The sequence below is a fragment of the Arthrobacter sp. FW306-07-I genome (genome assembly GCF_021800405.1).
GTDB lineage: Bacteria > Actinomycetota > Actinomycetes > Actinomycetales > Micrococcaceae > Arthrobacter.
Map to the genome: position 1 here is coordinate 3,619,707 of NZ_CP084550.1, position 23,068 is coordinate 3,642,774.

The window sequence follows — 23,068 nt, forward strand, 5'->3', positions numbered from 1 at the left end:
GCTGGAATATTGTTCATCCCATGAGTCCGGAAACCCTGGTTGAAGACATCACTGGCCTGCTCGAAGTGTGGGTTGCCGGCTGGACGGGATGTCGCGGCTACCGGACCTCCACGGAGGGCCGCTTCCCCTCCGTGCTCCGGTCCGACACAAGTGGGGAGTGGGAAGTCTTCGCCTCCGAACCCACGGCGGATGAGTTCGCAGCACTGGCCGCCAGGACGGCCGAATCCCCGGCCCGCGTGCTCACCGTCCTCACCAACGACCCCTCCCGGTATGCGGACCTGGCTGCCCGGCACGGGCTGAATGTCACCTCTGACACGCAAACGATGATGATCGTGGACATGGAGACCCAGGACGCCGAGGACCCCTGGCTTTCCGACGATGAGCTGAGCCTGTCCACCTTCGAGCAGGATGGCGTCCACTATGCCGAGGTCCGTTCCGGAGATGCCCTAGCGGCGAGCGGCAGGGTGTTCGTAGTGGGTGACACCGCAGTGTTCGACAAGATCATCACCGAACCCCGGTTCCAGCGCAGGGGCCTGGGCAGCTTCATCATGCGCGCCCTGGCGGCCCAGGCCTTCGGCCACGACGTGCGGACCGGCCTCCTGCTGGCTTCGGCGGACGGGCAGAAGCTCTACTCACACCTCGGCTGGACCACGGTAGCGCGGGTCCTGATGCTCTCGGCGTCCCACGAGGGCGCGGACCTCTCGCTGAGCTGAAGCTGGCTGCCCGGTTTTTCCGTGGGCGAACCGCTGGCCGTGGGTTAGGCGCCGGATGAAAGAATGGTGGGGTGAACCCCCATGACTCCCTGATTCCTTTGCTGGGCCGCGGCCCGGACCCGGAGCAGCTTCGTCATGTCCATACCATCCCCGCGCGGGAGGCGGTCCACGCACCATGGCCTGAGTGGCTGCATCCGGACATCGCTGAGGCATACGGCTCCCTCGGCATCCGGGAGCCATACCTGCATCAGGTGGATGCGGCCAACGCAGCCCACTCGGGCCAGCACGTCGTGGTGGCCACCGGAACCGCATCCGGAAAGTCCCTGGCGTACCAGCTGCCGGCGCTGGACGCGATCCACCGGTCCGAGCTGCAGGTGCTCGCGGACCCGGGAAAAATCCACGACGACGGCGCCGTCACCCTCTACCTCTCCCCCACCAAGGCCCTGGCAGCCGACCAGTTGAACGCCATCCGTGCTCTCAAACTGCCCACCGTCCGGGCCGAAACCTACGACGGCGATACTGATCCGGCCGCGCGCCGGTGGATCCGGGACCACGCCAACTTCATCCTGGCCAACCCGGACATGCTGCACTTTGGCATCCTTCCCAACCACGCCTGGTGGGCAGGGTTTTTCCGCCGGCTGCGCTATGTAATCGTGGATGAGGCCCACAGCTACCGCGGCGTGTTCGGATCGCATGTGGCCAACCTGATGCGGCGGCTCCGCAGGATCTGCGCCTATTACGGGGCAGGAACGGCGTTCCCGGAGCCCGTGTTCATTGCGGCCTCCGCCACCGCTTCGGAGCCCGATGTCTCCTTCTCCCGCCTCATCGGCGCCCCCGTAAAGGCGGTGTCCAGCGACTGTTCGCCTCACGGGGCCACCACCGTGGCATTGTGGGAACCGGCGCTGACCGAAGTCCGGGGTGAGAACGGAGCCAAGGAGCGGCGGACCGCTGTTGCGGAGACTTCGGACCTGCTGGCCAACCTGGTGTCAGCCCGGATCCGCACCATTGCCTTCATCAAGTCCCGGCGCGGGGCCGAGACCATCTCCGCCATCACCAAACGCCTCCTTGACGAGGTGGATCCCAGCCTTCCCCAGCGGGTGGCGGCCTACCGTTCCGGATACCTGCCGGAGGAACGGCGTGCTGTGGAAAAAGCCCTGCGTTCAGGGCAGCTGCTGGGCGTTTCCAGCACATCCGCCCTGGAGCTGGGCATCGACATCTCCGGCCTTGACGCCGTCCTGGTGGCCGGCTGGCCGGGCACGCGCGCATCGCTGTTCCAGCAGATAGGCAGGGCCGGCCGCGCGGGCCAGGACGCCATTGCGGCGTTTGTGGCCAGCGACGATCCGCTGGACACGTTCCTGGTGAACCACCCCGAAGCCATCTTCGACGTATCGGTCGAGGCCACCGTCTTTGACCCTTCCAACCCTTACGTGCTCGGACCGCACCTGTGCGCGGCGGCAGCGGAACTTCCGCTGGGACCTGCCGAGCTCGACCTCTTCGGCCGAACCGCCGAAATGCTCCTGGACCGGTTGGTGGCACAGGGCTACCTCCGGCGGCGGCCCGCGGGCTGGTTCTGGACCCACTCGCAGAGCGCCGCCGCCATGGTCAATCTCCGGGCCGACGGTGGCGGGCCGGTCAGCATCGTCGATGCCGAGACCGGTTCCCTCCTGGGAACGATGGACTCGCCGCAGACCCACTACCAGGCGCACACTGGCGCGGTGTACGTCCACCAGGGCGACACCTACGTGGTGGAGGACCTGAACGAGGACGACCACTGCGTCATGGTGCGCCGGGCAAATCCCGACTACTACACCACTGCACGGGATGTGACCCAGATCGAGGTCCTGGACACCGTGCGGACCATGCAGTGGGGCGATGTCACGGTCCACTTTGGCGATGTGAAGGTCACCACGCAAGTTGTCTCCTTCCAGCGCAAAGCCCTGATTTCCAACGAGGTCCTCGGGGAGGAGCCGCTTGAGCTGGGTGCACGCGAGCTCTTCACCAAGGCGGTCTGGTTTGTGGTGGACAACCGTTCGCTGACCGGGGCCGGACTGATTGAAGCGCAGTTTCCCGGTGCCCTGCACGCAGCGGAGCACGCAGCAATCGGGCTCCTGCCCCTCGTTGCATCCAGCGACCGCTGGGACATCGGCGGGGTCTCCACTGCCCTGCACGCCGACACCGGAGTGCCCACCATCTTCGTGTACGACGGGCACCCCGGCGGGGCTGGCTTTGCCGAACGGGGATTCGACAAAGCCATGGTGTGGCTGGCAGCGACCCGCGACGCCATCAAGGCCTGCGAGTGCGAGGCTGGCTGCCCGTCCTGCGTCCAGTCGCCAAAGTGCGGAAACAAGAACAACCCGCTGGACAAGGCTGCCGCGGTGACCCTGCTGGATGTCCTGCTCAAGGACGCCACGGAAGCGGTGCCGGTGGAACAGGAAGCCCGGAACTGACTCCCGCAAGGCCGCGATTCCTATGGTGGAGGTCCGGCCCGGGCACGACCGGTGGCCGCGCCCAACAGTGAGCGCTCCGCAAGCTCGGTCCGCACCTCAATGGTTTGTCCCGCCCCCTCGGTGCAGCCGAGGACCGTTGCCGCGTGGCGGGCTGCCACCTCGGCGGCAACCGTGCAGGGCTCGCCACTGCTGATGCCGCGAAGTGCGTCCGCCGCTGCAAGCGCGGCCAGGTCTGCGGCCGATGCCGCACGGCTTGCAAGTACCGCTGACTGGGCCAGCAGCAGCATGACCGCCATTGCCGTTATGACCACAAGTGCCAGCCCTGCAGCCAGGACGGTCCCCGAACCGCGCTCACTCCTATCGTCGAACCCCCACCGCCAACGGCCGGTAGCAGGCCTGGGAACAGGGCGGTCCCGACTGGCCTGGGCCCTGCGGCACCGCCTGGTTGAAGGGCTGTTGCACCGCCTGGCCGGGCCGCCTCCGCACTGCCCCGTTAGAGCGCTGTCGCACGGACTGGCCGGGCCGCCTCCGCACTGCCCCGTTAGAGCGCTGTCGCACGGACTGGCCGGGTTACCTGCGTTACCCACAGGGCGTAGCTTGGCTTGCTCCATCATTTGAGCCCTGCGCCCTCGGTCAGGCCACCGCCAACGCCACCGCCCACTCGGGTCCCCGCTGTTTCACTGCGCGTTGTGGCACGGGCGGTGAGGGTCCAGGGGATGGCGGATCCTAAAGGTCCTGATACCCGGTCCGTCACGGTGATACTGAACCATCCGCCGTCAGCAGAGACGGATGCCGCCGCCGAGCCGCCGGCAAGCGTCCGGACTGTCCGTTCCACCGCTGCCGGGTCATCGCCTCTCGCCAAAGCCCTGGCACCGGCCCGGGCTCCCTCTTCGATACGCAGCTGCGTCATGCCCGCGGCGGCACCGGCAAGCAGCATGGCCAGCAGCGCCAGCACGGCAGGAAGTGCCACGGCAAACTCTGCCGTTACCGCACCGCGTGCGTTGACTACTGCGTTCAATGCCCTGCCTCCATGCCCACCGCCGTTCCCGCTGGCTGCTTTAGTGCCGGTGATGCGGCAACACGCGACTGCGACCCCGGACACCGGGCTGCTGACGACTCGGCTGCAGTCCACGCTGCCGGTGCTAGTTGGAAGCGGTCGGCCGGAACGAAGGAGAGTCACGGCAGGTGTTGGTGTCACGGCAGCGCCAAGGCGGTGCGAATGAGGTTGAGCAGGAAACCCCGAACTTCATCGCTGCGGAGGATGAACACAAGCAGCCCGGCAAACCCAACCGCGGCCAGGGTGGCGATGGCATACTCCGCAGTTGCCATTCCGGCTTCGGAAAACATCAGCGTTGCGGTGCGCGGGGACTTCGACGAGGCGCGGGCTGGACCGGACACGACTGGGCGGCTATCCACCGAGCGGGGACCAACAAAACCATGCCCCACTGAATTGGGGTAGAGCTCCACCACGTTGCCTGGCAGAGGGACGGACGTGGTCGGGGCTGAAACTGTTGGGGCCGATGCCTTCCTGGAAGGTGCGTCCACGAGCGGTGCAGGGCTGGAAGGGTATTGGGTGCCGCCGGAGTTACGAAGGCGGCCCTCACCTCGACCGGACTGCAGCGGCCCTGGCCGCAGTCCGGAAGCGGCGAGCGCAGAGGTCCCGGCGGAGTAGCTGGCGGAGTACTGACGACGGCGGTGGTTGGTGGACATATGGTTTCCTTTCGGTTGTTTTGCCGGTGGCTTTGCCGGCTGCCTTTGACTCTTCCCCGCGTACCTGTAGCCGGTAAGGGAAGCGGTTCGCTAAGTGGAAAAGCCGGGCATCTCTCCCTGTGTGGAGGAAGAGATGCCCACGAATGACTGCACGTGAAGCAGGCCGGAACCATCGACTCTGGTAGCCGGACGACACTGGCCTGCTGGGAGCCTGACGGCACTCGCCCGCTACGAGCCTGACGGCACCAGGGCCAGCAGCACCGGCACGACTCCAAGGCAAATGAAGGCAGGAAGCGAGCACAGGCCCAGCGGAACCACCAGCTTTACCCCAAGCGAGGCAGCACGCTTTTCCGCGGCCCGGAACCGCTCGCGGCGAAGCCTTGCGGCCTGGGCATAAAGGATCGCGGAGGACGGAGCGCCGGTGAGGGCTGCGAACGCCAGGGCATCACGGAGCTCCAGGATCCCGGTGCTGCGGACGGCGGAGCTGCGCCAGGCGGTCTCCCAGTCGGCGCCGATGGCCAGTGCCGAAACCACGGGCCGCAGCGAGTCCCGGTACTCCGGTGCCGCCGAGGCGGCCACCAGCTCGAGCGATCGCCCAATCCCGGCCCCGGCGTCGAGCATCGCTGCAACGAGTTCAAGCATCATCGCCGTATCGTTCAGGCCCCTGCCGTGACTGCTTCCGGGCCCAGCGGTGGCCTTTGCACCCGGCACTGGAGGAGCCAGGCGGCGAAGCCGTTGGCGGGAACGGTCATGGCTGGAACAGGCGAGCCAGGCGCCGGCCGCGAGCAGCAGGAAGAGCGCGAGGCCCGGGCCCAAACCCGTGCTCATGGAGTTCCTGACCCGGCGGCGGCCGCTACAAGTCGCGCGGACCAGGCCCTCCCCGCAACCGTGAGGACTGCTCCGCCCAACAGTGCCGCCAGTCCTGGAGGTGTTCCCAGCAGGGTGGCCAGTGGGTCCACCCCCAGGGCCGCACCCAGTCCAAGACCCATCAATGGAAGCCAGGTCAGTAGCCGGACGGTTGCCTTGGGCCCGGCGAGGGCTGTTTGCCGCGCCGCGTCTGCGTCATCCTCCGCTTCGAGCTGGGCCGCAAAGCGCGCCAGCACGTCGGCGAGCGGACATCCGCTGGCTTCTGCGATGTCGAAGCAGGCAGCGAGCTGGGACCAGGTCCGGGCCTCCCTGTCCCTGCCCTTGAAGGCTGTGGGCAGTGCCCGCCGGATGGCTTCGGCTACGGGAGCTCCCGTTGCGGCAGCCGCCCGCGCGGACGCGAGTACGGCAGCTGATCCCTCTGAGAGCGCCGAGCCGGCGTGGAGTGGCCCCCAATGCGGCTGCCCGTTCCCGTTGGGGACGCCGTAGACCGTCCAGAGTTCGTCCCACAGACGCCCAGGTGTTCGTCCACCCCTGAGCAGCGCCGCAAGCTGCTGCACCACCAGGGTCAGGCCGGGCTGTCTCGTCGTTTTGGCGTTTCCGCCGGCCGCCCTGGCCCACGGCAGTTTCCGAATCCTTGGAAGCGCGGGCGATTTGGGACTGCTCCTGGTTGCTGCCCGCAGCCTGGAGGCAGCATCCAGGGGCGGCTTGAGGAGCAACAGCACAGCAGCGCACAGCACCAGGGTGAAGAGAGGAGTCACAACGCGCCCTCGGGGTCCATCCCCAGCCGGGCTGCCAGCGCCGGCCATGCAGGGCCCGGAGTCCCCGATTGTCCAACGGCCGGCACCACCGTCAGTCCTTCCGGGCCGTCATTGATGAGTCCAATGCACAGGACTTCCCTTCCCCGCTGCGTCCTGCCGACGTGGATGACCACATCCAGCGCGCTGGCGGCCTGGAGCCGCACCGCCTCGGGGCCGAGCCCTGCGAGCGCGCCGAGGGCGTTGAGCCTGGCGGGTACGGCTGCTGCCGTGTTTGCGTGAATGGTGCCTCCGCCCCCGCTGTGCCCGGTGTTCATCGCGGTGAGGAGCTCACGTACTTCAGCGCCCCGGCACTCCCCCACCACCAGCCTGTCCGGGCGCATCCGCAGCGCCTGGCGAACCAGTTCCCCCAAGTCCACCGCGCCGCCGCCTTCAAGGTTTCCGTGGCGTGATTCGAGCGCGACGACGTGTGGGTGGACAGGGTTCAGTTCGGACGCGTCCTCGATCAGGACCAAACGCTCTTCCACGGAACACAGGCCGAGCAGGGTGGACAGCAGGGTCGTCTTGCCGGAGCCCGTAGCCCCGCTGATAAGGAAACTCAACCTTTGCGCGACAACCCTCTCCAGCACCGCACGCACTCCCGGCACGAACATGCCGCCGGAGCCCAGCTCCGCCATGGTGAAGACACGTTCCCTCCGGATCCGGACGCTCAGCAGCGTCCCGGACGTGGATACCGGCGGCAACACGGCATGGACACGGTAACCGCCGGCAAGCCTGACATCGACACAGGGTGAACCGTCATCGAGGCGGCGACCGCCTGCAGCCACGAGCCTGCAGGCCAGTGCCCGCAGCTGTGCCTCTCCGTCGAACAGGACGGCAACGCGTTCGATGCCCCGCCCCCGGTCCACCCAGACGGAGTCGGGAGCGTTGACGAAGATGTCTGTGACGCCGGGGTCGCGCGTCAGCTCCTGCAGCGGCCCCAGCCCATTGAGCTCGGCGCTGATCCGCTCCACGGCTGCGAGCGATCCGGCGGTACCTAACAATTTGCCCGTGGCCTGGACCGCCGCGGCCACTCGGGACGGCGTCACCGCTCCGGCCTCAGCCATCATCGACTCGCGGACGGATTCCAGCAGCCCGGAATCCACGGCCCTGCCGGTGCCGGCGGTGTCCCTGCCGCGCCCGGCGCGTCCAGCCTGGTTCGCTGCCAGGATCCGGGCGCTGCGCCGTTCCCCGAGGCCGCCCGCCCCTGGGGTCCTGCCCGTTTCCGGGGCCGACGTTATCGGAGTACCCCATGCCCGCCTCACGCCATGTCCTCCGCCTGCAGATCCTCTCCGAGCCAGTCGAGCACGGTTCCGCCGAAGTGCCGCACATTCCGCCGCTTACCCAGGTCCAAAAGCCGCCCGGATTCCATAGCCCCGGCGACAGCACGCAGTTCGGGGATACGGCCCTGCACCGGCAGCCCCACGGCCTCAGCGATCAGGGAACTGTCGAGCGCCGCGCCGGTCCGCCCCCGTACCAGGAGGGCCCCCTCCACCGGGGGAAGCTCCTGCAGCAGGCGTACGGCCGCCACCGCCGCCTTCAGCTGGGCCCGCACCACCAGCAAGATGCGGTCGCAGTCCCATGCCACTGTGTGGAGCGGCTCGGCACCGCGTCCCACGTCGACGACAACCAGTTCGTATCCCCGCCGCGCGGCGTCGAGAACCCCGGCTGCGGCAGCGGCGGCGACTGCAGCGGGCGGTTCCCGGGTGGCAGGCCAGGACAGGAAGGAAAAGCCGCCGGCGACCGGGAGGGAATCTGAGAGCTGCAGCGGGTCAATGCTTCCCCTGGCCTCGGCGAGGTCCGGCCAGCGCAGACCGGGACTCTCCTCGGCGGCAAGCGCCAGTTCCAGTCCTCCTCCCCAAGGGTCGCCGTCAACCAACAGAACCCTGGCGCCCAGCCCTGCCGCGGCCTGCGCTATCCAGATGGCGGCGGTAGTGGCCCCGGCGCCACCACAGCCGCCGATAACACCGAGGACCAGGCCGCCCGGACCCGGCGAGCGCGACCGGCTGAGATGGTCCGCCAGCCAGGCTGCGGCGTCAGGCAGCACTGCAACACGTTCGGCACCCAGAGCAGCCGCAAGATGCCAAAGGCTGTCCCCCTCGCCGTCAAGGCCCACCATGACCGCGGGCGTACTCCGCCGGGGCGGCAGTTCCCTAATGTCGCTTCCCACCAGGACGGCCGATGCAGAATCCCAGTAGGGCCCGCCCTCCACCGCGTCCTCGACGACGCGCAACTGGGCGCCGGCGGCTGCCACAATGCGCTCCACTTCGGCGCGGAGGACGCCGGAGGAGGTGACCAGCAGTACCTCGCCCGGACCCACCGCCACTGACGCACCCGGCACCGGATCGGCGAGCGATGCGTCGTGCCGGGCGGCACCATATGGCCCGGCCCCATAGTGACCGGCGCCATCCGGAAGCCATGGGGCACCACGTTCCCCCGTCCCGACGGACAAGGGATCCCCGGGCGCCAAGGGACTCCCCGGTGGTGCTGAGGCCGGATCCGTTGGCGGCCAGGAGGAAGCTCCCGTCTTTTCCTGCCCGGATGGCGCTGCGTTCAACTGGTGCCTGCTCATGGAACCACTTTGTTCCTGCACCATCGCCCAGGTAAGGGAGCACATCCTGTATGTGGACAACCCGGAACTGCGTCATCTCCAGACAGGGCACAATGGGAGCATGTACCTGCTGCTCGCCGCCCACCCCCGCGGCGCGGCCCTCCAGGAACTGACCCAGGCCGGGCATGCCCAGCCGGCCAACCCCGAACCCCAAGTGGTGGCACTCAGCGACCTCGCCGCCGTCGTCCGCGAACTCGAAGCCACGCGCCCGGGCGGCCTGCCGCCCCGCTGGATCTGGCACCGGACCCAGGACTGGTACCCGCAGCTGCTCGCCTCCGGCGTGGAAGTGGAACGCTGCTATGACCTCACACTCTGCGGCAACATCCTGGCCTTTTCCCAGTTCAGCGCCCACACGGACTACGCCAGGAACACCGACCGAACCCCGGTGGAGGATCCCGTGCTTCCCCCGAAAGCGCTGCTGCCGCCCCGTCCCCCGGCCGACCAGGGTGCACTGTTCGATGATCCCGCGACCGGCCCGCCGCCGGGCGTTGCCCTTGAGGACCTTCGGACCGAATACGCTGCCCAGCAGGGCGCACTGGCGGAGGTGGACACGGAGGATAACCGCCGTAAGCGCCTTCAGCTGCTGCTCGCGGCGGAGTCGGCTGCCGCCATGGTGGCTGCTGAGATGCAGCACGCAGGCGTTCCCTGGCGGGAGGACCTGCACGAACAGATCCTCGTCAGCCATCTCGGTCCGCGCCCGCCGGCCGGCCAGCGGCCGCAAAAGCTTGAAGCGCTGGCCGCGGAACTGCGCTCCCTGCTCCAGGCTCCCGGGCTCAACCCGGATTCGCCGCAGGACCTGATGCGTGCCCTCCACCGCAACGGGATCGAAGTGAAAAGCACCCGCAAGTGGGAGCTCAGGGAGTACACACACGCGGCTATCGAACCATTGCTGGAGTACAAGAAACTCTCCCGCCTGCACACCGCCAACGGCTGGTCCTGGCTGGACGCCTGGGTGGACGGCGGCCGGTTCCGACCGGAGTATGTGGTGGGCGGCGTGGTGTCGGGGCGTTGGGCGTCCCGGGGCGGCGGCGCGCTCCAGATCCCGCGCCAGGTCCGCGGCGCGGTGCACGCCGATCCAGGCCACAAGCTCATCGTTGCGGACGCATCGCAGCTGGAACCGCGCGTCCTGGTGGCCCTTGCCCAGGATTCCACCATGGCGGAGGCGGCTCGGGACCAGGACCTTTATGCCGGCATCGCTGCCAAGGGTTTCGGCGGCGACCGGGCCAAGGCAAAGATGGCATTGCTGGGCGCCATGTACGGGGCCACCTCGGGTGAGGCAGGTCGGCTCATGCCGCAGCTGGCGCGCACCTATCCGCGCGCCGTGGACTTCGTGGAGAGGGCAGCAAGGGCGGGCGAAGCCGGCGGGACGGTGACCACGCGGCTGGGCCGGAGCAGCCCCCCGCCTTCGGAACGGTGGTTCCTAAGCCAGCGATCGGCAACAGCGGAGGAGCAGCGCCGGGCGGAGTCCATTGCCCGGAGCCGGGGGCGCTTCACCAGGAACTTCGTGGTCCAGGGGTCGGCGGCGGATTGGGCGGCGTGCTGGCTGGCGGAATTACGACGGCGGCTGCGCACCTTGCGGACGCCAGGCACCGGTGGAGGTGGCGGTGCTGTCCTGGCTGAGCTGGTCTTCTTCCTGCACGATGAGGTGATGGTGCATGCGCCCGCGGACGGCGTCGACGCCTGCATCAGGGCGATCGAGGAGTCGGCCAGGGCTGCGAAGGAACTGTTGTTCGGTCCTATCCCTGTGGAGTTTCCGGTCAGCCTCGCCGTGGTTGACTCCTACGACCTCGCGAAATAACAGTCCCCGGCGCGTCAACAGCTTGCGTTCGAGACGCAAAGTAATCTACCCGGCGGTAGCTATGCGGGTCCGGTGACTGACGTTACAGTCGTAGCGGCGACTGAAGCAGATCGGTCCGCACGCTGATGCAATGACGCATACCAGGGAGGTCCCCGTCCATGGCGGGAAGATTTGAAATCCACCGTGCAGGCGACGAGTCGTACCGGTTGCGGCTCACCGACGCCGAGGGCAATGTGGTTGCGGTGTCGCCAACCTTTCGGTCCCTGAGCCTGCTCCGCGATGGCATCAATGCCATGCGTGAGAACGCCGCCACGGGAATCGTGGTGGACTTGCGCCAGCAGGCCTGAAACTAGACTCCCATGGGATGCAGCCGGTTCCGGTCCCACGGAACCGACCAGCCGACTTGGTCGAAGAGGCCGCTCAGCACAATGCCGGTGAAGCCCCACACCACTACGCCGTTGACGGTGAAGGCAGGACTGTCAAAGGTGCGGCCTGCCCGGTGCACGGTGGCCATGACCCGGTTGTCCGGATCCAGCAGGTCGCGGACGGGAACGCGGAAAACCTGCGCGGATTCGGCGTAGTCCACCACCCGGACCGGAGACGGGGAATGCCACCACCCGAGCACCGGCGTCACCAGGAAGTTGCTGTGTGCCAGGCCAAGCTCCTGGAGCGTGCCCAGGACCTCAACCCCGCCTGAGTCCAGTCCGGTCTCCTCCTCTGCTTCGCGGAGTGCCGCGGCCACTGCGGTTTCTCCCCTGTCGATGCCGCCGCCGGGGAACGCAACCTGCCCTGGATGCGACCCCAGGGTGTGGGCGCGTTCGAGGAGCAAAACGTCCAGGTCAGCCGGCGCCAATGGCTTGCCGGACTCCGCCGGGACGTCGTCAAGGACACCGAAAAGCATCAGGACAGCGGCCCTGCGGGCATGTGCGGCATCCACCGCGAGCGCGGCCCAGCGGGGGTGGGGAGGCCCGGCCGTTCCGGATTCCGCCCTCCTGATCAGCTCAGCCAGGTCTTCGCGTGCGCTCACGGTGTCCTCAGCTGGGAGGCCATCCGGATTTCCGCGGCCCGGTGTTCCTCTGCCAGGTACTGCGCCAGCAATTCCTCGCTGCCGGGCGCAAGTTCGTATTTGAGGAGCTTGGCTGCTTTGTCGGGATCAGTCTCGCCCAGCCCGTAACTGGGGCACCAGTTGGCGACGGGGCAGGCACCGCAGGCGGGCCTGCGGGCATGGCAGACGCGGCGGCCATGGAAGATGACCCGGTGGGACAGCATGGTCCAGTCCTTGCGCTCGAACAGTTCGGCCACGTCCTGTTCAATCTGCACGGGGTCCTCGGACTGGGTCCACCCGAACCGCTTGGCGAGGCGGGCGAAGTGCGTGTCAACCGAGATCCCCGGAACACCAAAGGCGTTCGCGAGCACCACATTGGCCGTTTTCCGCCCCACCCCCGGCAGCGTGACCAGGTCCTCCCTCCGGCCCGGGACCTCGCCGTCAAAGTCGTCCACCAGGCGGGTACACAGGGCAAGGACATTCCTTGCTTTCGCGCGGAAGAACCCGGTGGGCTTGAGGATCGTTTCAAGCTCGGCAGGATCCGCCTCGGCCAGCGAACGCGCGTTGGGGTAGCGCGCGAACAGCACTTTGGTGACCTGATTGACCGTGACGTCGGTTGTCTGGGCGGACAGGACGGTAGCCACCAGCAGTTCGAACGGGTTCCTGAAGTCGAGTTCCGCGTGGGCGTAAGGGTATTTCTCGGCCAGGGCCCGGTGGATGCGCCGTGCCCGCCGCTTCAGTGCCAGGACTGATTCGGACGAGACCACCGGCATCCCGGCGGCCTGGCCGGCTTTGGTGCGGACCCCGGCCACCGGCGTCAGCCGCGCTCGATGTTGCTGAGGTCGCGCAGGACGCCCAGCCGCCCGTCGGTGTGCTGGACCAGGAACTCGTGGCCGCGGTCCTCGAGTGCCAGCACCCAGCCGCCGGGTTCGATCACGAAGGCAGGGGCGCCAGTGCGGGGATCGAAGGCTGTGCGGTGCTGCGCAACCGCAAACCAGAAGGCCTCGTGGATCGGCTGGCCGTCATTTTCGTCATGGCGGCTGGCCGGGTCCACGGTTGCGCCGATGGGCTGCTCGGCGCGGACCTGCTGATGGACGGCGGTGGCGGCCGGCGGCTCGTAGGCCGCTTGCGGAGCATTGGCTGCGGGGACGTCTGCGTACTGGGTCTCCTCGGCGGCCGGCGCAGAGGCAGGGCGGACGACGTCCGCTGCCTGGGTGGGCGGACCGGCTTCCACTTCAGGGATCCGGTCGGAGACTTCCGGGGCGGTTGAGACGGGCGTCGGGGAGGCAGCGCCTTCAGCGCTGGCAGGTGCCGCGCCGGCGGCTGCGGCGCCGGAAGTGGCCGCGCCGGCATCCGGGGTGGAAGCCGGGGTGCTGCTGCTCCCGGCACCGGCAGCCGCAGCGGCCGATCCTCCTGCTGTGGCAACGGGGACTGCAGCGGTGGCAGGCGTGTGGTTTGACCGGACAGGCTCAGGACCGGCCGGCTGGGCAGAGGGCACCGGCTGGTTAACGGACCCGGGCTGGGCGGAGGAACCGGGCTGGACGGCGGAAGAGCCTGCACCCGCCCCGCCGAAGATGCCGGCGCCCTTAAGGCCGCCCTTTGACTGGCTGGGGCCGACTTCCGGCTTGGGTGCTTTGGGGGCGCGCGGCTTGCGTACCGGGACCGCGGCTTCGCGTGCCACGAGGTGCGCCGGTGCCTCGGGCCGGTCCTTGAAGTCGCCCGAGAGGTACGGCAGGAAGCGGCCCAGCACCGTGGCGGCGAAGAGGACGAGCGAACCGATCAGTCCCACCAACAGGCTGGCCACGTAGCCGCCGGCAACCGACAGGAAGAAGAAGGCAACCGCGAAGGAGGCCACCACGGACGCGAACTGGTCGATCGAGAGCGAACCAACCCGGATTTTCGTGGCAGGGGCCAGGCGGCGGGCGGCAAAGAGGGCACTGGTGATCAGCGGCAGGATGATGCCCAATCCCAGGAAGAACAGGTTGTTCAGGTTCCACAGGTTGTACCGGGTACCGAACAGGGGCAGCAGGGACGCCACAAAGAGGATCAGGGTACCGGCGAAGACGGCCAGGTCGCGCACGGTGAACGGACCGAGCACGGCCTGGTTGGCCTGGGGATCCAGCTTTCCGGCACCGGCCTTTTGTCCTGCAGCCGGTCCCTTGGCGGCACCGCCGGCAGCAGCTGGCTGCCCCGGTCCCCCGGCCGTTGTTCCGGAGCCTCCGGGCCCCGCATCGGTGTCCGGGGCCCTTCGCTGGCCGAAGCTCTGCTGGTTCATTCTGCTCTCCTTAGCGTGGCGGCACCGGGTCCTTGAGGCCCCGAAAACTGTGCCGTCTTGACATGCGGTTCCGGCCCGGCGCTGCGCGATCAGCACGTTGCCGGAGTGGTCCGAAGTGAAGTCACAATTCCATCTCAGCCTAGTCAACAGCCAAGCTGATCACTAGCTGAGGCGAGCCTTCGGGAGCGCCGCCGGAGCGATCAAGACGCCATTCACCGCTTAAAAAATGCCGCTCGCTGGCACTTCTGTGACGGGGCGCACAGAGGATGGGCGGCAAGCACTAGGCTTGGTTTCGGAACAGCTCTTTGCGGTATGTCCGTCCCGGCTGGAGCCCAGCGCCGTGCGAGCGGCGGGCCCTGCGGTGGCGGTATCCCGCGCGGCAAAGATCGATGAATGATGAGGTTCACATGTCCCAGGACACTCCCAGCTCCACCGCCACCGTTCCGTCCGGTTCCGACCAGCCGGCAGGCCAGCAGGGCCACCAGGGCGACGCCTTCGAAAACCTGCTGAGCGAGACGCGGGCCTTCCCGCCCAGCCCGGAATTCGCAGCGGACGCCGTTGTCACCGCAGCAGAGTACGACGAAGCCAGTACTGACCGGCCCGCCTTCTGGGCCAAGAAGGCACGGGAGCTGCTGACCTGGAGCAAGGACTTCACCCAGGCACTGGACTGGTCCGATCCACCGTTCGCCAAGTGGTTTGTCGGCGGTGAGCTTAACGCCGCCTACAACGCCCTGGACCGGCACGTCGAAGCCGGCAAAGGCGACCGGGTTGCCATCTACTTCGAGGGCGAGCCCGGGGACACCCGGACGTATACCTACGCGCAGCTGACTGAAGAGGTGAAGAAGGCAGCAAACGCCTTCGAATCCCTGGGCGTGGCCAAGGGCGACCGGGTGGCGGTATACCTTCCCATGATCCCGGAGGCCGTCATCACGCTGCTGGCCTGCGCCCGGATCGGCGCGGTCCACTCGGTGGTGTTCGGCGGTTTCTCCGCCGAGGCCCTGCGTTCCCGGATCGACGACGCCGAGGCCAAGCTCGTTGTCACCGCAGACGGCACCTACCGCCGTGGCAAGCCGAGCCCGCTGAAGTCGGCCGTGGATGACGCCCTGGCGCACGATGGCCACACGGTGCAGAACGTGGTGGTGGTCAAGCGCAACGGCCAGGACGTGGATTGGAAGGAAGGCCGGGACCACTGGTGGGCCGACACCGTGGAGACCGCGTCCGCCGAGCACAGCGCCGTGGGCCATGACTCCGAGCACCCGCTGTACATCCTTTACACCTCCGGTACCACCGGCAAACCCAAGGGCATCCTGCACACCACCGGCGGCTACCTCACGCAGACCGCCTACACCCACAGGGCGGTCTTTGACCTGCACCCGGAAACGGACGTGTACTGGTGCACGGCCGACGTCGGCTGGGTCACCGGGCACTCCTACGTCGCCTATGCGCCGCTCATCAACGGCGCCACCCAGGTGATGTACGAAGGCACCCCGGACTCCCCGCACCAGGGCCGCTGGTGGGAGATCGTGGAAAAGTACAAGGTCTCCATCCTCTACACCGCCCCCACCGCCATCCGCACCTTCATGAAGTGGGGCTCGGAGATTCCGGCGAAGTATGATCTCTCCTCGCTCCGCGTGCTGGGCTCGGTGGGCGAACCGATCAACCCCGAGGCCTGGATGTGGTACCGCAAGGTCATCGGCGGCGACAAAGCCCCCATCGTGGACACCTGGTGGCAGACCGAAACCGGCGCCCAGATGATCGCCCCGCTGCCCGGCGTCACGGCCACCAAGCCCGGATCGGCGCAGGTGCCGTTGCCCGGCATCGCCGTGGACGTGGTCGACGAAATGGGCGAATCGGTCCCCAACGGGCACGGCGGCTTCCTGGTGATCCGGGAGCCGTGGCCCTCCATGCTCCGCGGCATCTGGGGCGACCCGGAGCGGTTCAAGGACACCTACTGGTCGCGGTTCGAGAACATGTACTTTGCCGGGGACGGTGCCAAGAAGGACGAGGACGGCGACATCTGGCTGCTCGGGCGCGTGGACGACGTCATGAACGTCTCCGGGCACCGGCTCTCCACCACTGAGATCGAATCGGCACTGGTGAGCCACCCCGCCGTGGCGGAGGCCGCCGTCGTGGGTGCCACGGACGAAACCACCGGCCAGGCCGTCGTCGCGTTCGTCATCCTCCGCGGTGACGCCGTGAACAACGGCGACGCCACCGTCCTGGAACTGCGCAACCATGTGGGGAAGGAGATCGGACCCATCGCCAAGCCCAAGAACATCCTGGTGGTGCCCGAACTGCCCAAGACCCGCTCCGGGAAGATCATGCGCCGCCTCCTCAAGGACGTCGCAGAGGGCCGCGACCCGGGTGACGCCACTACCCTGTCCGACCCGACGATCATGCAGCAGATCGCCCAGTCGCTCAGAAAGTAACACAGGCTTAGTACCTGTCCACCATGCTGCAGGATGGCCCTGCTTCCCTGCTATTACAGGGAAGCAGGGCCATTTCGGTGTTGTGACGATTCAAATGGCATCGACACCCAAAGTGTTATTTACCGTTGTTCCATGTTCTGTTTTGCGAAGTTATAGTCGGAGCTAATGTGAGGTGCCTCACATGCGGCTAGAACTCAAGGGAGAGACCATGGCTTCACAGTTTGATGCGTCGGCAACTGCTTTCCCCAGCAGGCGGACCATCCTCAAGACCGTCGGTGTTGGCGCAATGGGCCTGGCCGGCATCCCGTTCCTCGCGGCCTGCACCGGCGGAAGCGCTCCGTCCGGCACAGGTTCCGACTCTTCCGGCCTCACGTTCGGTTCAGGTTCCTCGGACGACGTCCCCAAGCGGGCGTACCAGGCGGTCACCGATGCCTTCACAGCCAAGACCGGCAAAAAGGTCACCACCAACGTGGTGCCCCACAACGACTTCCAGAACAAGATCAATTCCTACCTGCAGGGCTCTCCCGACGACGCCTTCACCTGGTTCGCCGGCTACCGGATGCAGTACTACGCGGGCAAGGGCCTCCTCGCACCCATTGATGATGTCTGGCAGACCATTGGCGGCAACTACTCCGATGCCCTGAAGAAGGCATCCACGGGGCCGGACGGCAAGATGTACTTCGTCCCCAACTACAACTACCCATGGGGCTTCTTCTACCGGAAGAGCCTGTGGGCGGAGAAGGGGTACCAGGTGCCGGCCACCTTTGATGCGCTCAAGGCCCTGGCAACGAAAATGCAGGCAGACGGCATCATTCCCATCGGTTTTGCCGACAAGGACGGTTGGCCCGCCATGGGCACCTTCGACTACATCAATATGCGGCTCAACGGCTACCAGTTCCATGTGGACCTCTGCGCACACAAGGAATCCTGGGACCAGCAGAAAGTAACGTCCGTCTTCGACACCTGGAAGGCGCTACTGCCCTTCCAGGATCCCGCCGCCCTCGGCCAAACATGGCAGGACGCGGCCAAGGCGCTGGAAGCCAAGAAGACCGGCATGTACCTGCTGGGCTCCTTCGTCACCCAGCAGTTCACCGACCCGGCGGTGCTGTCGGACATCGACTTCTTCCCCTTCCCGGAGATCGCCATGGAGGGCCGGGACGCAGTCGAAGCCCCCATTGACGGCCTGCTGCTGTCCAAGAAAGGCGGGGACAACAAGGCGGCCCGCGACTTCATGGCATTCATGGGCACGCCCGAGGCCCAGGACGCCTATGCCAAGGTCGATAACTCGAACATCGCCACCGCAAAGGGTGCAGACACCTCGAAGTTCACACCCCTCAACAAGACATGCGCAGACACCATCAAGAACGCCAAATACATCAGCCAGTTCTTCGACCGCGACGCGTTGCCGGCCATGGCCAACAACGTGATGATCCCGGCGCTGCAGAGCTTCATCAAGGACGGCAGCGTGGACGTCAAGAACCTTGAGGCCCAGGCCAAGAACCTCTACGCAGCGCAGTAGCCCCGCCAAAGGAAGGACGACGGCGGCACGGGGCTCCCGCCGTCGTCCTGCCTCCTGCATCCAACAGCAAGGAAAGACACGCCATGAGCAGCACCGCACGAGAACTGATTCCGCCGGAGGCGCGGGAGCCGGCCGCACCTGTCCGCCGGGCCAAAGGCGGCCGCGTCCGCCGCCTGTCCGGACGCGACAAAGTGGTCCTGTCCCTGATGGTGGGCATCCCCACGCTGATCGAACTGGCGATGGTTTGGCTGCCCATGCTGATGTCGGTGGGGCTCAGCTTCACCCGGTGGAACGGCCTGGACCTTGCGGACATCCGCCCGGCGGGCACCGCAAACTACCAGTTCATCGCCCAGGACTACCCCCCGTTCTGGCCGGCTGTTCAACACAACATGCTGTGGCTGCTGTTTTTGGCCCTCATCGCCACGCCCCTGGGCCTGCTGCTCGCGGTGCTGCTGGACCAGAACATCCGCGGAAGCAAGATCTACCAAAGCATCTTCTTCGCACCCGTCATGCTGTCGCTAGCCCTGATCGGCATCATCTGGCAGCTCTTCTACCAGCGGGACAACGGCCTGCTCAACTTCCTCCTGGGCACTGCCGGCACGCCGCAGGCCGTTGACTGGTTCGGCGATTCGTCGGTCAATATCTGGGCGGCCATGATTGCGGCCACGTGGCGCCACGCCGGCTACGTCATGTTGCTCTACCTGGCAGGCCTGAAGGGCGTGGACCCCAGCCTCAAGGAGGCCGCAGCCATTGACGGCGCCTCCGCCGTGCAGACCTTCTTCCGGGTGGTTTTCCCGGCCATGCGGCCCATCAACATCGTGATTGTCGTGATCACCATCATCGAGTCCCTCCGCGCCTTCGACGTCGTCTATGTGATCAACCGCGGCACCAACGGCCTGGAAATGCTCAGCGCCCTGGTGATCCAGAACCTCGTGGGCGAAGGCCAGGTGATCGGCGTCGGCTCCGCCCTCGCTGTGGTGCTGCTGGTCATTTCACTCGTTCCCATCGTCTTCTACCTCAGCCGCACTTTTGGCAAGGAGAACCAAGCATGAGCATCGCCACAGCCCGCGCCAACGGGTCTTCCGCAGAAGCCACCGGCCGGTCCGGAAGCCGCCCCAAGCGCCATTACGGGACGCACATCTTCCTGGTGGTGATGGCCGCCGTCTGGCTGGTTCCCTTGGGCTGGTCCGTCTTCACCGCACTGCGGCCGGTGGCGTCCACCAACGAGCACGGATATTTCAGCGTTGCCGGCGAGTTCAACTTCGACAACTTCGTCCAGGCCTGGACGCAGGGAGGTTTTGCCACCTACTTCTGGAATTCCGTCATCATCACCGTGCCTGCGGTCCTGCTGACCCTGTTCCTCGCCTCGCTCATGGCCTTCGCCGTCAGCCGCGTCAGCTGGAAATTCAACATCACCCTGCTGATCATGTTCACCGCGGGAAACCTGCTGCCCCCACAGGTTCTCGCTGCGCCCCTGTTCGAGATGGCCAAGCACTTCCAGGTGCCCTACTCCTTCAGCGATTCCGGCAACATGCTCAACACCTACATCATCGTCATCGCGGTGGACACGGCGTTCCAGATGGGGTTCTGCACCTTCGTGCTCTCGAATTACATGAAGGCCCTTTCCGCCGACCTCACCGAGGCGGCATTGGTGGACGGTGCCAGCATCTGGCGGCAGTACCGCGAGATCATCCTGCCGCTGTGCCGCCCGGCGTTCGCCGCGCTGGGCACCCTGGAAGTCATCTTCATCTACAACGACTACTTCTGGCCCCTCCTGTTCATCCAGAGCGGCAACCGGCTCCCCATCACCACCGCCATCAACAACCTGCAGGGCCAGTTCCTGAACAACTACAACCTCCTGGCGGCAGGAGCGGTGATCACCGTTATCCCCACGTTGATCATCTACCTGCTCCTCCAGCGGCAGTTTGTTGCGGGGCTGACTCTCGGTTCCAGCAAGGGATAGACCATTATGGAACAAGACGGAACATAGCTTTCCGGCTCGAGCAGCACGAAAGGACCCCCATGCTCCCTGCCGCACGCCACCAGGCCATCGTGGACGTTGTCCGGCGCGAACGGGTTGTCCGTGTCTCGGACCTGGCCCAGCAGCTGGGTGTTTCACTGATGACCGTCCGCCGGGACATCGAGTTGCTGGAAGAAGGCGGGAAGCTGGAGCGCATCCACGGCGGGGCCAAGCTTCCCGGCGATGCCAGCACCCATGAACCCGGGTTTGAACTGAAGTCCACGCAGTTGACGCTGGAAAAGCGCGCCATAGCCGTAGAGGCAGCCGCTTTGGTCCAGGAAGGGATGGCTGTTGGCCTAAGTGCCGGAACCACTACATGGGCGCTCGCCAAGGAACTGGTCGATGGCCCCCGGATCACCGTGGTGACCAACTCGGTGAGGATCGCAGACCTCTTCCACCACGCTGCTTCCTCCGGCTCAGCCCGCCAGCCGTCAACCGTCATTCTCGTGGGCGGCGAGCGCACGCCGTCGGACGCCCTGGTGGGCCCAATCGCAACGGGCGCACTCAAGCAACTGCACCTGGATGTCCTGTTCCTGGGCGTCCACGGGATGGATGCCGATGCCGGGTTCACCACGCCCAACCTGCTGGAGGCCGAAACGGACCGTGCGTTCGTGGCGGCTGCGCGGAAAACAGTGGTGCTGGCTGACCACACCAAGTGGGGCATGCTGGGGATCAGCTCCATCGCCGCCTTGGATGACGTGGACGAGGTCATCAGCGACGTCGGGCTCAGCACCGAGGCGCGCCGGGTACTCGGCGAACGGGCCAAACTGCGGGTGGTCCCTGCCTAGGGCTTCTTCACGGCTTCGCTTGATCTGAGCCGCCATCCCACCCCGGAATCAAAGGTCCCGGAACGGGGCGTGCCCGCGATGTCCACAGTGAGCTGTCCGAACGACGACAGGGCATCGGAGGTTGGGAACCAGCGCCGGCCGGCGGGCACGAGAATGAGGAGCCCGTCATGGTTCCCCATCGCATGGAAGCTTTGCCCGTCGCCGGCGAAAGACTGAATCCCGAACGCATCCCCTATCTCCTGTATGGAGCGTGCGACATCCGGCACGGCAAGCCCTACTTCGCTGATACATAAGAGGCTTGCGCCGGAAAACGGCGCGGAGGAAGCGTTGTCCAACTGCTGCCGGGAGATTAATTCCAAAATCATCCGGTCCGGGCCTTCGAAGTAGACCGACTCCGATTCCCAGGGCTCCCCCAGCTGAAACTCGTCATTTCCATTGAGGCTTATGACCCTGGTTCTGCCAGACAGCCAGCGCTTCCCGTCTGCCAACTGGTTGGCCGGAATGGTGAAAGCCAGATGGTTGCTGCCTTCAGAGGCATTGCCTTCGAAGAACTCAAGCAGGCTGGAGCCAACCTCGACGACCACCGTTTCCTTGGATTGCCGGACCGGAAGACCAAGAACGTCACGGTAGAAAACTGCGCTGCCTTCAAGATCAGGGGAAGGCATCCGAATGCTTTTGAGATGCATTGTTTCTCGCTCCTGTTATTCAGTGCTGACGCACATTTGACCTTCCCGGCCCAAATTCGCGGCTGTTCAGCTCCACTGCAGTTCTGGCGCGATGGATAGTACTGGGGCAATCACTCTCGGCCGGACAGGCGTTTGGCGGCATGGTGGTTCTCGCGTCCCTTGGTTTCATCCTGTTCCGGAACCAGAGCGGGGATGCGCCCCGAAAGGTCAGGCAGAACCGCGCCACTGGATCGCTGTCTCAAGGACCCGCGGCGTGCCCGGAAGCCCCTTGAGCTGGGCAAGGACGAGCTCAGCAGCGGCGCTCCCCAGCAGATCCGCGGGCTGGCGGACTGTGGAGAGCTGCGGGCGGCAGCGCAGGGCCCAACTGCTGTCATCGAAACCGACAACGCCCACATCTTCGGGCACCCTTCGGCCGGCCTCCTGCAGCGCGGTCATTGCGCCCGCAGCCACGGCATCGGAGGCGGCGAAGACTCCATCGATGTCCGGCGCCCGCCGCAGCAACTCCTGCATTCCATCGAAGCCTGCGGCATAGGTGTACAGGGGATACTCAACAACCAGGTCGGGATTGAAGCGTCCGCCCAGTGCAGCGCGAAAGCCTGCCACGCGGTCCTTCCCGGAATCGCGGTCCAATGCGCTGGCGATCATACCTACCTGTTTGCGCCCAGTTTCGAGCAACCTTCCGGTGATGTTGCGGGCGGCCTCCACATTGTCGATGGCGGCGTAGGGCAACTCGGGAGTCCCCTCCGGATGCCCCACAAAAGCGGCCGGCAAGCCGATCTCCGCCACGGCCGCCGCAATCGGATCGGAGGCGCGGGCCGAGATGATGACGGCACCATCAACCAGGCCGCCCCGCAGGTAATCAGCCACCCGGCGGCTGTCACGGTCCGAGTCAATGATCAGCGAAACCAGTTGATAGTCAGCCTTGGACAGGACCTCGTTGGCCCCCAGCAGGATGGAGCCGATGTTCGGATCTTCAAACAACAGCGAGTGTGGTTCGTGGATGATCAGCCCGATGGCCCGGGACTCCTGGGTAACCAGGTTCCGGGCGGCGCTGTTCCGGACGTACCCAACCCGGGCAATGGCTTCCTCCACCGCCTGCCTGGCCTCGTCCGACACATATTTTTCCCCGTTCATAACACGTGAAACGGTCCCCCTGGAAAGCCCGGCAGCGTCCGCCACATCGTTGATGGTGGCGCGGCGGGCACGGGTGCGTGTCAGCGACATATTTGTACTGTAGCCGAGTCTGCAGGAAGGGATGTCCTGCCGCACGCATTGACACCCCTCGCGCCGATGCGTACTCTGGGAACGTTCCCAGATGATCTACATCACTCACTGCATTGCTTTTCTGGGAACGTTCACAGAAATC

The 23,068-nt window shown here is 66.3% G+C and carries 21 protein-coding genes; 9 read left to right on the plus strand and 12 right to left on the minus strand.

The window, feature by feature from the left end; genetic code table 11:
- The first annotated feature begins 20 nt into the window (after window positions 1-20).
- Complete coding sequence (locus tag LFT46_RS16830; RefSeq protein WP_236820453.1) at window positions 21-713, plus strand: GNAT family N-acetyltransferase; 693 nt, start codon at window positions 21-23, stop codon at window positions 711-713.
- Window positions 714-784: 71 nt separating this feature from the next.
- Window positions 785-3,160 carry a DEAD/DEAH box helicase gene (locus LFT46_RS16835; protein WP_236799572.1) on the plus strand — a complete coding sequence of 792 codons (2,376 nt, stop codon included), beginning with the start codon at window positions 785-787 and terminating at the stop codon, window positions 3,158-3,160.
- Between the two features lie 20 nt (window positions 3,161-3,180).
- Here LFT46_RS16835 and LFT46_RS16840 read toward each other — a convergent pair whose 3' ends face one another.
- The 7 genes from LFT46_RS16840 to ssd all read right to left on the minus strand — a co-directional run bounded on the left by LFT46_RS16840 (window position 3,181) and on the right by ssd (window position 9,103).
- Entirely contained in the window at window positions 3,181-3,471 is a 291-nt protein-coding gene (locus LFT46_RS16840; protein WP_336885532.1) for an Rv3654c family TadE-like protein, read from the minus strand.
- A gap of 299 nt (window positions 3,472-3,770) precedes the next feature.
- Entirely contained in the window at window positions 3,771-4,178 is a 408-nt protein-coding gene (locus LFT46_RS16845) for a TadE family type IV pilus minor pilin (RefSeq protein ID WP_236799573.1), read from the minus strand.
- Window positions 4,179-4,354: 176 nt separating this feature from the next.
- Entirely contained in the window at window positions 4,355-4,870 is a 516-nt protein-coding gene (locus LFT46_RS16850) for a DUF4244 domain-containing protein (protein ID WP_236799574.1), read from the minus strand.
- A gap of 228 nt (window positions 4,871-5,098) precedes the next feature.
- Window positions 5,099-5,698 (minus strand): type II secretion system F family protein, encoded by a 600-nt coding sequence (locus tag LFT46_RS16855; RefSeq protein ID WP_236799575.1) that lies wholly within the window; start codon window positions 5,696-5,698, stop codon window positions 5,099-5,101.
- A complete protein-coding gene (locus tag LFT46_RS16860; protein WP_236799576.1) occupies window positions 5,695-6,495 on the minus strand; it encodes a type II secretion system F family protein in 801 nt (266 codons plus the stop codon). Before LFT46_RS16860 ends, LFT46_RS16855 begins: the two co-directional genes overlap by 4 nt.
- Window positions 6,492-7,796 (minus strand): TadA family conjugal transfer-associated ATPase, encoded by a 1,305-nt coding sequence (locus LFT46_RS16865; RefSeq protein WP_373462127.1) that lies wholly within the window; start codon window positions 7,794-7,796, stop codon window positions 6,492-6,494. Before LFT46_RS16865 ends, LFT46_RS16860 begins: the two co-directional genes overlap by 4 nt.
- Window positions 7,793-9,103 carry a septum site-determining protein Ssd gene (ssd, locus tag LFT46_RS16870; protein ID WP_336885533.1) on the minus strand — a complete coding sequence of 437 codons (1,311 nt, stop codon included), beginning with the start codon at window positions 9,101-9,103 and terminating at the stop codon, window positions 7,793-7,795. Before ssd ends, LFT46_RS16865 begins: the two co-directional genes overlap by 4 nt.
- A 100-nt stretch (window positions 9,104-9,203) precedes the next feature.
- Between ssd and LFT46_RS16875 the strand changes: the two genes are divergently transcribed.
- Window positions 9,204-10,940, plus strand: a complete 1,737-nt coding sequence (locus LFT46_RS16875) for a bifunctional 3'-5' exonuclease/DNA polymerase (protein ID WP_236802935.1) — start codon at window positions 9,204-9,206, stop codon at window positions 10,938-10,940.
- A gap of 158 nt (window positions 10,941-11,098) precedes the next feature.
- Complete coding sequence (locus LFT46_RS16880; protein WP_142132665.1) at window positions 11,099-11,287, plus strand: YegP family protein; 189 nt, start codon at window positions 11,099-11,101, stop codon at window positions 11,285-11,287.
- A 2-nt stretch (window positions 11,288-11,289) separates the two neighbouring features.
- Here LFT46_RS16880 and LFT46_RS16885 read toward each other — a convergent pair whose 3' ends face one another.
- Genes LFT46_RS16885 through LFT46_RS16895 form a run of 3 tightly spaced genes read right to left on the minus strand, consistent with a single transcriptional unit; the run spans window position 11,290 to window position 14,260 of the window.
- Window positions 11,290-11,967: an NUDIX hydrolase gene (locus LFT46_RS16885; protein WP_236820454.1), complete on the minus strand. Its 678-nt coding sequence runs from the start codon at window positions 11,965-11,967 to the stop codon at window positions 11,290-11,292.
- Window positions 11,964-12,758: an endonuclease III gene (gene nth, locus LFT46_RS16890; RefSeq protein WP_236802936.1), complete on the minus strand. Its 795-nt coding sequence runs from the start codon at window positions 12,756-12,758 to the stop codon at window positions 11,964-11,966. Before nth ends, LFT46_RS16885 begins: the two co-directional genes overlap by 4 nt.
- A gap of 44 nt (window positions 12,759-12,802) precedes the next feature.
- A complete protein-coding gene (locus tag LFT46_RS16895) occupies window positions 12,803-14,260 on the minus strand; it encodes a hypothetical protein (protein WP_236799578.1) in 1,458 nt (485 codons plus the stop codon).
- A gap of 407 nt (window positions 14,261-14,667) precedes the next feature.
- On the opposite strand from LFT46_RS16895, the gene acs reads away from it, so the two are divergent.
- From acs to LFT46_RS16920, 5 genes are all read left to right on the plus strand, one after another.
- On the plus strand, window positions 14,668-16,689 hold the full coding sequence (acs, locus tag LFT46_RS16900; protein WP_236802937.1) for an acetate--CoA ligase: 2,022 nt from the start codon (window positions 14,668-14,670) through the stop codon (window positions 16,687-16,689).
- 208 nt (window positions 16,690-16,897) lie between these two features.
- Window positions 16,898-18,208, plus strand: a complete 1,311-nt coding sequence (locus LFT46_RS16905; protein ID WP_236799579.1) for an ABC transporter substrate-binding protein — start codon at window positions 16,898-16,900, stop codon at window positions 18,206-18,208.
- Between the two features lie 83 nt (window positions 18,209-18,291).
- Complete coding sequence (locus LFT46_RS16910) at window positions 18,292-19,260, plus strand: carbohydrate ABC transporter permease (protein WP_236799580.1); 969 nt, start codon at window positions 18,292-18,294, stop codon at window positions 19,258-19,260.
- Entirely contained in the window at window positions 19,257-20,171 is a 915-nt protein-coding gene (locus LFT46_RS16915; protein WP_236799581.1) for a carbohydrate ABC transporter permease, read from the plus strand. The genes LFT46_RS16910 and LFT46_RS16915 overlap by 4 nt, the downstream gene beginning before the upstream one ends.
- Window positions 20,172-20,230: 59 nt before the next feature.
- The gene (locus LFT46_RS16920; RefSeq protein WP_236799582.1) at window positions 20,231-21,016 is read left to right on the plus strand and encodes a DeoR/GlpR family DNA-binding transcription regulator; all 786 of its coding nucleotides are present in this window, start codon (window positions 20,231-20,233) and stop codon (window positions 21,014-21,016) included.
- On the opposite strand, the gene LFT46_RS16925 is transcribed toward LFT46_RS16920, so the two are convergent.
- Together LFT46_RS16925 and LFT46_RS16930 are read right to left on the minus strand one after the other, a co-directional pair.
- A complete protein-coding gene (locus LFT46_RS16925) occupies window positions 21,013-21,702 on the minus strand; it encodes a hypothetical protein (protein WP_236820455.1) in 690 nt (229 codons plus the stop codon). The two genes, LFT46_RS16920 and LFT46_RS16925, sit on opposite strands and share 4 nt — an antisense overlap.
- 207 nt (window positions 21,703-21,909) lie before the next feature.
- Window positions 21,910-22,926, minus strand: a complete 1,017-nt coding sequence (locus tag LFT46_RS16930) for a LacI family DNA-binding transcriptional regulator (RefSeq protein ID WP_236799584.1) — start codon at window positions 22,924-22,926, stop codon at window positions 21,910-21,912.
- Window positions 22,927-23,068 lie beyond the last annotated feature (142 nt).

Excerpts from the sequence above, each read along its gene's own strand:
- LFT46_RS16830 (WP_236820453.1), top strand. The coding sequence starts at position 21 with ATGAGTCCGGAAACCCTGGTTGAAGACATCACTGGCCTGCTCGAAGTG.
- LFT46_RS16895 (WP_236799578.1), bottom strand. The coding sequence starts at position 14,260 with ATGAACCAGCAGAGCTTCGGCCAGCGAAGGGCCCCGGACACCGATGCG.
- LFT46_RS16930 (WP_236799584.1), bottom strand. The coding sequence starts at position 22,926 with ATGTCGCTGACACGCACCCGTGCCCGCCGCGCCACCATCAACGATGTG.
- LFT46_RS16905 (WP_236799579.1), top strand. The coding sequence starts at position 16,898 with ATGGCTTCACAGTTTGATGCGTCGGCAACTGCTTTCCCCAGCAGGCGG.
- LFT46_RS16910 (WP_236799580.1), top strand. The coding sequence starts at position 18,292 with ATGAGCAGCACCGCACGAGAACTGATTCCGCCGGAGGCGCGGGAGCCG.
- LFT46_RS16920 (WP_236799582.1), top strand. The coding sequence starts at position 20,231 with ATGCTCCCTGCCGCACGCCACCAGGCCATCGTGGACGTTGTCCGGCGC.
- LFT46_RS16925 (WP_236820455.1), bottom strand. The coding sequence starts at position 21,702 with ATGCATCTCAAAAGCATTCGGATGCCTTCCCCTGATCTTGAAGGCAGC.
- LFT46_RS16880 (WP_142132665.1), top strand. The coding sequence starts at position 11,099 with ATGGCGGGAAGATTTGAAATCCACCGTGCAGGCGACGAGTCGTACCGG.
- ssd (WP_336885533.1), bottom strand. The coding sequence starts at position 9,103 with ATGAGCAGGCACCAGTTGAACGCAGCGCCATCCGGGCAGGAAAAGACG.
- LFT46_RS16855 (WP_236799575.1), bottom strand. The coding sequence starts at position 5,698 with ATGAGCACGGGTTTGGGCCCGGGCCTCGCGCTCTTCCTGCTGCTCGCG.
- nth (WP_236802936.1), bottom strand. The coding sequence starts at position 12,758 with ATGCCGGTGGTCTCGTCCGAATCAGTCCTGGCACTGAAGCGGCGGGCA.
- acs (WP_236802937.1), top strand. The coding sequence starts at position 14,668 with ATGTCCCAGGACACTCCCAGCTCCACCGCCACCGTTCCGTCCGGTTCC.
- LFT46_RS16875 (WP_236802935.1), top strand. The coding sequence starts at position 9,204 with ATGTACCTGCTGCTCGCCGCCCACCCCCGCGGCGCGGCCCTCCAGGAA.
- LFT46_RS16850 (WP_236799574.1), bottom strand. The coding sequence starts at position 4,870 with ATGTCCACCAACCACCGCCGTCGTCAGTACTCCGCCAGCTACTCCGCC.
- LFT46_RS16915 (WP_236799581.1), top strand. The coding sequence starts at position 19,257 with ATGAGCATCGCCACAGCCCGCGCCAACGGGTCTTCCGCAGAAGCCACC.